General features: G+C 71.9%; 9 protein-coding genes. 7 read left to right on the top strand and 2 right to left on the bottom strand.

Annotation, left to right across the window (positions count from 1 at the left end):
- Window positions 1–174 precede the first annotated feature (174 nt).
- Together F563_RS0114480 and F563_RS0114470 are read right to left on the bottom strand one after the other, a co-directional pair.
- On the bottom strand, window positions 175–756 hold the full coding sequence (locus tag F563_RS0114480) for an NAD(P)H-dependent oxidoreductase (RefSeq protein WP_019015400.1): 582 nt from the start codon (window positions 754–756) through the stop codon (window positions 175–177).
- A 180-nt stretch (window positions 757–936) separates the two neighbouring features.
- Window positions 937–1725, bottom strand: a complete 789-nt coding sequence (locus F563_RS0114470; RefSeq protein ID WP_019015398.1) for an N-acyl homoserine lactonase family protein — start codon at window positions 1723–1725, stop codon at window positions 937–939.
- 135 nt (window positions 1726–1860) lie between these two features.
- Here F563_RS0114470 and F563_RS0114465 point away from each other — a divergent pair, with 135 nt between their 5' ends.
- The 7 genes from F563_RS0114465 (at window position 1861) to F563_RS22705 (ending at window position 9874) form a co-directional block, all read left to right on the top strand.
- A complete protein-coding gene (locus tag F563_RS0114465) occupies window positions 1861–2967 on the top strand; it encodes an isocitrate/isopropylmalate dehydrogenase family protein (protein ID WP_019015397.1) in 1107 nt (368 codons plus the stop codon).
- Complete coding sequence (locus tag F563_RS0114460; protein ID WP_019015396.1) at window positions 2964–3986, top strand: Gfo/Idh/MocA family protein; 1023 nt, start codon at window positions 2964–2966, stop codon at window positions 3984–3986. The genes F563_RS0114465 and F563_RS0114460 overlap by 4 nt, the downstream gene beginning before the upstream one ends.
- Window positions 3987–4129: 143 nt before the next feature.
- Window positions 4130–4684: a dCTP deaminase gene (dcd, locus tag F563_RS0114455; protein ID WP_019015395.1), complete on the top strand. Its 555-nt coding sequence runs from the start codon at window positions 4130–4132 to the stop codon at window positions 4682–4684.
- Window positions 4685–4701: 17 nt separating this feature from the next.
- The gene (murA, locus tag F563_RS0114450; protein WP_019015394.1) at window positions 4702–5964 is read left to right on the top strand and encodes a UDP-N-acetylglucosamine 1-carboxyvinyltransferase; all 1263 of its coding nucleotides are present in this window, start codon (window positions 4702–4704) and stop codon (window positions 5962–5964) included.
- Window positions 5965–6100: 136 nt separating this feature from the next.
- Window positions 6101–7933 carry an ABC transporter ATP-binding protein/permease gene (locus F563_RS25880; RefSeq protein ID WP_019015393.1) on the top strand — a complete coding sequence of 611 codons (1833 nt, stop codon included), beginning with the start codon at window positions 6101–6103 and terminating at the stop codon, window positions 7931–7933.
- A gap of 49 nt (window positions 7934–7982) precedes the next feature.
- Entirely contained in the window at window positions 7983–9143 is a 1161-nt protein-coding gene (locus F563_RS22710) for an OpgC family protein (RefSeq protein WP_019015392.1), read from the top strand.
- Between the two features lie 2 nt (window positions 9144–9145).
- Window positions 9146–9874 (top strand): GDSL-type esterase/lipase family protein, encoded by a 729-nt coding sequence (locus F563_RS22705; protein ID WP_019015391.1) that lies wholly within the window; start codon window positions 9146–9148, stop codon window positions 9872–9874.
- The last annotated feature ends 18 nt before the right edge of the window (window positions 9875–9892 follow it).

Raw genomic sequence — 9892 nt, 5'->3', positions numbered from 1 at the left:
GCCAGCTCCAGCACCGAAAGACGCTGCCGCGCCACCTTCGTCGCCGCGTCGCGCGCCACCGCCTTCGCCAACCGCTCACCCTGCTTCTGCGACATCCCAACCCCCTCTCCTCGCCCACATCATAGCAAGCCTAGAAGGTTAAGAAGACAACTCACGGGCCGCCGCACGACCCGCTCACCACCGGGCGAAGTGCCCCGCCACCCGGTCACGGAACGCCGCCAGCTCGCTCCGCTGGCGCTGGTCCATCCGGGTCAGCGACAGCCAGTCCAGCCGGCACCCCCGCGCGCAGAGCCGCCGCAAGCCGCGCCCCAGCAGGCGCCGATCCGGCCAGCCCAGGTACCAGAGCAGCCAGCGCGGGCTGCCATAGGTCGTCACCACGGCGATGCGGCGGATGTTGGTCAGCAAGGGCTCGATCGCGCCGTCGCCCAGGCGGAAGGCCACGCCCGGCACCCACACCCGGTCGAACCAGCCCTTCAGCATCGCCGGCATGCCGTACCACCAGGTGGGATAGACCAACACCAGCGCGTCGGTGGCGCGCAGCCGCGCCACATGCGCCTCGACACCCGCGAGGTTGCCACCCTCGGTGTGGTAGGCCGCCCGCTCCTCGGCCGTGAGTGCGGGGGCGAACCCCTCGGCGTAGAGATCGACGAGCTCGACGTCGTGGCCGCGCGCCGCGAGCGCCTCGCGCACGGTCTCGCGCAAGGCAGCCGAGAAACTGTCCGCGCGGGGGTGGCAGTAGACCAGCAGGACGCGCATCCCGACTCCGGTGGCATGACTTGACGGCCCGTGCAGCATCGCACGAGATCAGGCCATGAAACCTCCGCCCACCCTGAGCGAACGCGGCCGCGGCGAGGCCGAAGCCCGCGCCGCCCGCCGCGCCGCCGCGCTGCGCGAGAACCTGCGCCGGCGCAAGGCGCAGGCCCGCGCGCGCCAGGCTCAGGAGGCGGGGCCGGAGAGCCGCACCGCCACCCCCTCCAGGCCCGGGCCGGCCGAGGGATAGCGGCGGATCACCGCCGGGTCGTGGCCCGGCACCACCCGGTTCGGATCGCCGCCCGCCTCGCGGATCAGCCGCTGGTAGCCCTCCAGCACGGCGCGCATGTCATAGACGATCGGGAACGGCTCGCCGGCCAGCGTCTCCCAGAAATGCGCGGCATCCGAGGCGAGCACGACCGGGCCCTCGGCCGTGTCGATCCGCGCCGACATCAGCCCCGCCGAGTGGCCGCCGATCCGCATCAGACGGATGCCCGGCCAAGGCTCGGCGTCGCCGTCGTGGAACACCATCCGCCCGTCATAGAGGGCGCGCACCAGCGCCGTGACGTCCTCGCAGATGAAGGGCTTCTTCAGATGCGCGTGCAGCATGCAGCGGCCGGTGGCGTAGGCCATCTCGGCGTCCTGCACGTGGAAGCGCGCGTTCGGGAAGGCGGCGATGCCGCCGGCATGGTCGTAGTGGAAATGGGTGATGACGACGTCGCGCACCGAGGCGGCGTCGATGCCGATCGCGGCCAACGCCTCGGCGGGGGTGCGCTCATAGGTCGCACCGCGCGGGGCGGCGAGTTCGCGCGCGAAGCCGGTGTCGAACACCACCACCGTGCCGCCGCGGCGCGCGGCCCAGACGTAGTAGAAGATCGGATGCGGCGTGTCGTGCAGGTCGTCCTGGACGATGAAGTGGTTGCGCCGCCGCCGCCCGGTGTTCTCGGCATACTTGACGGCGAACACCTCCCACATCGTCCCCTCCCCTGCGGCTGACCGGCGGCGAGGATCGCAGCGGCACCGGGCCGGCACAAGGCGCGGCCAACGGGCTGGCGGCGATCCCCGTGAGCCCTTATGCGTCAGCGCACTGCCGTGGGGGAGGAGCAACCGATGGCGCCCAGTTTCCGCATCGCCGTGCTGCCCGGGGACGGGATCGGCCCGGAGGTGATGGCGCCCACGCTCGACCTGCTGCGCGCGGCGACCGAGCGCGTGGGGCTTGGGCTCGCGACCGAGGAGCACCCGGCCGGCGCGGTGTGCTGGCGCGACACCGGCGAGGCGCTGCCCAAGGCGACCATGGCGGCGTGCAGGGCGGCCGATGCGATCCTGCTCGCCGCCATGGGCGATCCGGCGATCCGCTACCCCGACGGCACCGAGATCGCGCCCCAGCTCGATCTGCGCTTCGATCTCGGCCTCTACGCCGGCGTGCGGCCGGTGCGCGTGATCCCCGGCGTGAAGACGCCGCTCGCCGATCCGCGCGCCGCCGCGATCGACCTCGTCATCCTGCGCGAATCCACCGAGGGGCTGTTCTGGTCGCGCGGCCGGGGCGAGGTGCGGAACGACGCCGAGGCGCGCGACACGCTGGTGATCACCCGCGCGACCACCGCGCGGCTGTCGGACTTCGCCTTCGCGCTCGCCCGGGCCCGGCGCGATCGCGGCGGCAAGAACCTCGTCACCTGCGTGGACAAGGCGAACGTGTTCACGTCCTTCGCGTTCTTCCGGCGGGTGTTCGACGAGCGCGCGGCCGCGCACCCGGACGTGCGCGCGGCCCACCACTACATTGACGCGATGGCGCTCGACCTCGTCCGCCGGCCCTGGGACTTCGACGTGATGCTGACCGAGAACATGTTCGGCGACATCCTCTCGGACCTGGGGGCGGCGCTGATGGGCGGCATGGGCTATGCGCCCTCGGCCGATATCGGCGAGGCGCATGCGGTGTTCCAGCCCTGCCACGGCTCGGCGCCGGACATCGCCGGCAGGGGCATCGCCAACCCGACCGCGATGATCCTCTCGGGGGCGATGATGCTGGAGTGGCTGGGCGGGCGGCACGGCGAGCCGCGCGCGCAGCGGGCGGGCGCGTTGATTCGGCGCGCGGTCGATGCCGCCTTCGCCGGCGGACGGCTCATCACCCCGGAGCACGGCGGCGCGGCGGGGACGCGCGCGGTCGCCGCCGCGGTCGGCGCCGCGATGGCGGCCCTCGATCCCGCCGGAGCGGCATGACGCTCGCGGTCGGCCTCGTCGGCGCGGGCTATTTCGCGCAGTTCCACGCCGAGGCCTGGGCGCGCATGCCCGGGACGAGGCTCGCCGCGATCTGCGATCCCGATCGCGCCAGGGCGGAGACCACCGCCGCGCGATACGGTGGCGCGGTGTTCGGCGACCTCGCGGCCATGCTCGCCGCGGCACGGCTCGACATCCTCGACATCGCCGCCCCGCCGCCCGCCCACGCGCCGGCGATCCGTGCCGCGATCGCCGCCGGCATCGGGACGGTAATCTGCCAGAAGCCGTTCTGCGGCGGGCTCGCGGCGGCGGAGGCGATCACCGCCGAGGCCGAGGCAGCCGGCCTGCGTCTCGTCGTGCACGAGAACTTCCGCTTCCAGCCCTGGTATCGCGAGGTCGCCCGGCTGGTCGCGCATGGGGCGCTGGGCGAACCCCTGCAGCTCGCGTTCCGGCTGCGGCCCGGCGATGGTCAGGGGCCGCGGGCCTATCTCGACCGCCAGCCCTATTTCCAGACCCTGCCGCGCTTTCTCGTCCATGAGACTGCGGTGCATCTGCTCGACGTGTTCCGTTTCCTGTTCGGCATGCCGGAGGCGGTGTTCGCCGATCTGCGCCGGCTCAACCCGGCGATCGCCGGCGAGGATGCCGGACTGATCATCCTGCGCTACGGCGACGGTCGGCGCGCGGTGTTCGACGGCAACCGGCTCGTCGATCACGCGGCGGCGAATCCACGGCTGACCATGGGCGAGCTGCTCGCCGAGGGAACGGCGGGCACGCTCAGGCTGGACGGAGCCGGCCGGCTGTGGCGGCGCGCCCGCGGCGCGGCGGACGAGCGCGAACACGGCTACGATCGCCCCGCCCAGGGCTACGGCGGGGACTGCGTGTTCGCGCTGCAGCGGCACGTGATCGCCCATCTGACGGAGGGCGCGGCCGTGGAGAACGGCGCGCGCGACTATCTCGCGACGCTGCGCCTGGTCGAGGCGTGCTACGGCTCGGCCGAGCAGGGACGATGGATGGCCGTGTGACGGAACGGGCCGAGCGGCGCGGGCAGGCCGCGTTGGGCCGACGCAGCCGGACCGACGGAGGCGGCGCGGTGCTCCAGCGCGGCCTTGACTCGCGCGGCGGGCCGTGGCGGGTGACGGCCTCCCGCGTCCCCCGGATCCCCGCCATGGCCATCATGCCCGACACCTGGATTCGCCGCATGGCCGTCGAGCACGGCATGATCGAACCGTTCGTGGAGAAGCAGACGCGCGAGGGGATGATCTCCTTCGGCCTGTCCTCGTACGGCTACGACGCCCGGGTGGGGCACGCGTTCAAGATCTTCACCAACGTCGAGTCCGCGATCGTGGATCCGAAGGACTTCAACCCGGCCTCGTTCGTCGATCGCGAGGCGGCGGTGTGCGTGATCCCGCCCAACAGCTTCGCCCTCGCGCACACGGTCGAGTATTTCCGAATCCCGCGCGAGGTGCTGGTGATCTGCCTCGGCAAGTCCACCTATGCGCGTTGCGGCATCATCGTGAACGTCACCCCGCTCGAGCCGGAGTGGGAAGGGCAGGTGACCATCGAGATCAGCAACACCACGCCGCTGCCGGCCAAGATCTACGCCGGCGAGGGCATCTGCCAGTTCCTGTTCCTCAAGGGCGAGTCGGTATGCGAGACCAGCTATGCCGACCGCGCCGGCAAGTACATGCGCCAGCGCGGCGTGGCGTTGCCCCGCCTGTAGGTTGAGGATCGTCTGAGATGGACCGGATCAGGATTCGCGGCGGCCAGCCCCTGTCGGGCACGATCCCGATCGGCGGCGCCAAGAATGCCGCCCTGCCGCTCATGGCCGCGGGGCTGCTGACCGACGAGCGGCTCATGCTCACCAATGTCCCCAGGCTCGCCGACATCGACACGATGTCGCTGCTCCTCGCCCAGCACGGCGTGGCGGTGGAGCGCGTGGACAATGACGGCCGCACGCTCTCGATCGGCGGCGCGATCACCAACACCGAGGCGCCCTACGACATCGTGCGCAAGATGCGCGCCTCGGTGCTCGTGCTCGGGCCGCTGGTGGCGCGCTGCGGCGAGGCGCGGGTGTCGCTGCCGGGAGGCTGCGCGATCGGCACGCGCCCGATCGACCTGCACCTCAAGGGCCTGGAGCAGATGGGCGCCGAGATCCTGCTCGAGGGCGGCTACGTCACCGCCCGCGCGGCGAAGGGGCTGAAGGGCGCGAAGATCGTCTTCCCCTTCGTCTCGGTCGGCGCGACCGAGAACCTGCTGATGGCCGCGAGCCTCGCCGAGGGCACCACCGTGCTGGCGAACGCGGCGCGCGAGCCGGAGATCGAGGATCTCGCGCGCTGCCTCACCGCCATGGGCGCGCGCATCGAGGGCATCGGCACGGACCGGCTGACGGTCACCGGCGTGGCCCGGCTGCACGGCGCGACCCATGCGATCATCCCCGACCGGATCGAGACCGGCACCTATGCCTGCGCGGCCGCGATCACCGGCGGCGAGGTGGTGCTGGCGAACGCCAAGCTCGACCATCTCGGCGCGGTCGTGCGCATCCTGCGCGAGGCCGGCGTCGAGATCGCCGAGACCGAGGGCGGGCTGTCGGTGAAGCGGCTCAACGGCCTGCACGGCGTCGATGTCATGACCGAGCCCTATCCCGGCTTCCCCACCGACATGCAGGCCCAGTTCATGGCCCTGATGTGCGTCGCCGACGGCGCGGCGATGGTGACCGAGACGATCTTCGAGAACCGCTTCATGCATGTGCCCGAACTGAACCGCATGGGTGCCCGCATCAACGTGCACGGTGCGTCGGCCATCATCCGCGGCGTGCCGGCGATGTCGGGCGCGCCGGTGATGGCGACCGACCTGCGCGCCTCGGTCAGCCTGGTGCTCGCCGGGCTCGCGGCGAAGGGCGAGACGGTCGTCAACCGCGTCTACCATCTCGACCGCGGCTACGAGCGGGTGGAGGCGAAGCTCGCCGCCTGCGGCGCGGCGATCGAGCGCATCCCCGGCTGATCCGCCGCCCCGCACGGGGTCGTGAGCGGCGGGCCATGCCCTCTTGGCGCATATCGTTGCCCATGCGCACGATCGTGCCGCTGCCCCTCCGTCCTCCCGACACGCCACGCCGCCGGTAGCCGCCGGACCACGCCGCATGCACATCGACCACCCGGCGGGCCTGAAGGACCGCCTCGCGAGCCACGCCGAGGCGCGCGCACGCACCCTCGCGCGTCCGCACCCGGGACCGGACGCGCTCCGCATGCTCCGCCTGCTGGGCGGCATCTTCGCGACCCGGGCGCGGTGGCGGGCGGCCGCGCTGCTCGCGGGCGTGATCGCGACGACAGTCGCGCAGGTGCTGCTGATCCTGCGACTGAATGCGTGGAACGCCGATTTCTTCGACATCGTCGAGCGCAAGTCGATGTCCGGCCTGACGACCCAGGCGGCGATCTTCGCCGCCATCGTGTTCGGGCTGATGGTGGTGCAGGCGGCGGGCATCCATTTCCGGCGCGGGTTGCAGATCGAGCTCCGCCTGCACCTGACACGCACCGTGCGCGATGCCTGGATGGCGGACGGACGGCATTACCGCCTGCGCGCGCTGCCCGGGGAGCACGACAACGAGGACGGACGGATCGCCGAGGACGGGCGGATCGTCTGCGAGATGGTGGTCGATTTCCTGGCCTCGCTGCTCTACGCGATCCTGCAGCTGATCCTGTTCGTCGGCGTGCTCTGGCTGACCTCCGGCCCCCTGACCCTGACGCTCGGGCCGATCTCCATCACCCTGCCCGGCCACATGGTCTGGGTCGCGCTGCTCTACGCCACGGCCGGCGCGACGCTCACGACCAAGGTCGGATATCCGCTCGTGCGCGCGACCGACCGCCGCCAGCAGGCCGAGGCCGGGCACCGGGCGCGGCTGCTGCACGCGCTCGCGAACTCGCCGACGATCGCGCTCACCGGCGCGGAGGCGGCGGAACGGGCGCGCATGGAGGCGGCCTTCGCCGTCGTGCGCACGGCCTGGGCCGAGCAGACCGCTTCGTTCCGCAAGCTCGTCTTCCTCTCCTCCGGCTACACCCAGCTCACGGTCGTCCTGCCGTTGCTGCTGCTGGCACCACGGCATTTTGCCGGCGACATGACCCTCGGGACGATGATGCAGGTGGCCCTCGCCTTCGGGCAGGTGACCGCAGCACTCTCCTGGATCTCGGACAACTACCCCGCGATCGCGGAGTGGGAGGCCTCGGCGGAGCGCGTGTTGCGTCTGCACGACGCGGTCTCGGATCTGATCGACGGCCAGTACGATGACGAGCCGGGGCGGCTCCGCCGCGTGCCCGAGAACGGCCCGGGCCTCGCGTTCCGCGATCTCAGCCTGGTCTCGCCCGCGGGCGAGGTGCTGGTCGCGCATCTCGATGCCGAGATCCGGCCCGGCGAGCGCGTGCTGGTCGAGACGACGCCGCAGGCCGCGACGGCCCTGTTCCGGGCGATCGCCGGCCTCTCGCCCTGGGGTGCCGGGCGGATCGAATTGCCCGACGACGCGCAACCCTTCTTCATGTCCGACCGCCCCTATCTCACCGAGGCGCCGCTCGCCGAGCTGCTTGCCGCGCCGCGTGAGGTGGCGAGCTTCCCGCCCGGGGATGTCGCGCAGGCGATGGTGGACGCGGGGCTCGCGCATCTCGTGCCGCGGCTCGGCACGGTCGCGGCGTGGGACGAGGAACTGGGCGTGGAGGACCAGCAGCGCCTCGGCTTCGCGCGCGCGCTGCTGCACCGGCCACGCTGGCTGCTGATGCACGAGGCGACCAGCGGCCTGGATGCCGAGAGCGAGGAGCGACTGATGGGCCTGCTGGTGACACGCCTGCCGGAAACCGCGATCGTGACGATCGCGCATCGCCCGGTGGCCGGGCATCGCTTCCATCGCCGCATCGCGCTGACCGAGCAGCCGTCGCGCATCGCCGTACCGCCCGGCGATGCGCCGCGACCGGACGGGGTCGGGGCGTGATGTCGCCTCGCTCGGCCACGCGGCCCGCGCACGGTGGTCAGGAGGCGTGATGCGCCATCTGATCCGCCAGAACCGCGACATCCGCGTCGACTTCTTCCGCGGCTTCGCGCTCTACTGCATCTTCATCGGGCATATAGCCGACCACGTGCTCTGGGTCGCCACGATCCAGGTGCTCGGGCCTTCGGACGCGACCGAGACCTTCATCTTCCTCGCCGGCTACTCGGCCGCCTTCGCGTATGGCCGCGCGCTCGACCGCAACGGGCTCGCCTATGCGGCCGTCGCGGTGGGCCTGCGCATCTGGCAGCTCTACATCGTCCACGTCTTCATGTTCCTCGCCTTCGTCGCGCAGGTGTCGTGGAGTGCCAACCGTTTCGCCAATCCCGCCTATGTGGACGAACAGAATGTCGGCGCGTTCCTCGAAACACCCTACGAGGCGGTGCTGGACGCGCTGACGCTGCGGTTCCAGCCCGCCTTCATGGACATCCTGCCGCTCTACATCGTCATCCTGCTGCTGCTGATCCTGTTCCTGCCGCTGGTGCGCCGGCCGCTCTGGCTGATCGGCGTGTCGGGGGCGCTCTATGTCGCGGTACGGCTGACCGGCATCACGCTCAAGACCGCCACCGGCGACTGGTTCTTCAACCCGCTCGCCTGGCAGTTCCTGTTCATGATCGGCGTCGCGATGGGGCGGCTGCCGGACGAGGAGCGGGCGCGGCTGCTGCGCCACCGCCGCACGCTGCTGGCGCTCTCGATCCTCGGCGTGCTCTGCGGCGGCGCGATCAGCGCGGTCTGGCGCATCCCGGCGGCCTACGCCCTGCTGCCCGAACCGGTCGCGCTCGCGATCTACACGCGGATCGACAAGTCGTCGCTGCACCCCGCGCGGCTGCTGCACTTCCTGTCGATGGCCTATCTCGCCACGCGGATCGTCAGGCCGGGCGCGGCCTGGCTCACCTCGCCGCCGGCGCAACCCTTCACGCTGACGGGCCAGCACGGGCTCGCGGTGTTCTCGCTCGGCGTGTTCCTGTCCTTCCTCGGCCGCCTGATCATGCAGGAGTTCGATGCCTCGCTGCCCACCCAGTTCGCGATCGCCGCCGGCGGGCTCACGCTGATGGTGGCGCTCGCCGCGACCCAGGCCTGGTACGACGGCAAGGGCGCGGCGAAACGTCCGGCCTTGGCGACGCCCTCGCCGCCTGATACCCGAGGGGCGTCATGAGGATGGCCGCGATCCTCGTCCTGCTGCTCGCCGCCGCGCTGCCCGCGCCGGCCGCCGAACGCTGCACCGCGCCGCGCGACCTGACCGCGGCGAGCGACAGTTTCCCCCACGCCACCCGCGCCGTGGCCCAGAAGCGGCGCCTTGGCGTGCTCGTGGTCGGCTCGGCCTCGACCACCGGCAGCGGCACCTCGGCGCCGGACAACGTCTATCCTGCGCGCCTCCAGGAGGCCCTGCGCACCCTGCTGCCCGGCACCGAGGTCGAGGTCACACCGCGGGGCGGTCGCGGCCTGACCGCGCCCGACCTGCTCAAGGTGCTCGAGCAGGCCCTGCCGGAGGTGAAGCCCGATCTGGTGATCTGGCAGACCGGGACGGTGGACGCGGTGCGCGGTCTGGACCCCGACCTGTTCGCCGCCACGCTGGTGGCGGGCTTCGTCAAGGTGACCGAGGCCAGGGCCGATCTCGTGCTGATCGACATGCAGTTCAGCCGCTTCGGCCGTGCGGCCATGAACTACGGCGCCTATCGCGAGGCCATGCAGGCGGTGGCGGCAGCGGCCCCGAACGGGATGCTGTTCCGCCGCTACGATCTGATGCGCTACTGGGCCGAGACCGGCCAGGTGGACGTCGAACGCGCCCCGCGCGCCGCCTGGCCGCGCGAGACCGACCGGCTGCATGCCTGCCTGGGCAAGGCCCTCGCCGAGACGGTCGTTGAGGGCATGCGGCTGTCGCGATAGCAGCCCCGTCCCGCACGG

It is taken from the genome of Elioraea tepidiphila DSM 17972, from assembly GCF_000378465.1.
GTDB classification, from domain to species: domain Bacteria; phylum Pseudomonadota; class Alphaproteobacteria; order Acetobacterales; family Acetobacteraceae; genus Elioraea; species Elioraea tepidiphila.
This window is presented reverse-complemented; position numbering and strand designations above follow the sequence as displayed.

Coding starts and splice junctions, on each gene's coding strand:
- F563_RS0114470 (WP_019015398.1), bottom strand. CDS start 1,725: ATGTGGGAGGTGTTCGCCGTCAAGTATGCCGAGAACACCGGGCGGCGG.
- murA (WP_019015394.1), top strand. CDS start 4,702: ATGGACCGGATCAGGATTCGCGGCGGCCAGCCCCTGTCGGGCACGATC.
- F563_RS0114465 (WP_019015397.1), top strand. CDS start 1,861: ATGGCGCCCAGTTTCCGCATCGCCGTGCTGCCCGGGGACGGGATCGGC.
- F563_RS22710 (WP_019015392.1), top strand. CDS start 7,983: ATGCGCCATCTGATCCGCCAGAACCGCGACATCCGCGTCGACTTCTTC.
- dcd (WP_019015395.1), top strand. CDS start 4,130: ATGGCCATCATGCCCGACACCTGGATTCGCCGCATGGCCGTCGAGCAC.
- F563_RS22705 (WP_019015391.1), top strand. CDS start 9,146: ATGGCCGCGATCCTCGTCCTGCTGCTCGCCGCCGCGCTGCCCGCGCCG.
- F563_RS0114480 (WP_019015400.1), bottom strand. CDS start 756: ATGCGCGTCCTGCTGGTCTACTGCCACCCCCGCGCGGACAGTTTCTCG.
- F563_RS0114460 (WP_019015396.1), top strand. CDS start 2,964: ATGACGCTCGCGGTCGGCCTCGTCGGCGCGGGCTATTTCGCGCAGTTC.
- F563_RS25880 (WP_019015393.1), top strand. CDS start 6,101: ATGCACATCGACCACCCGGCGGGCCTGAAGGACCGCCTCGCGAGCCAC.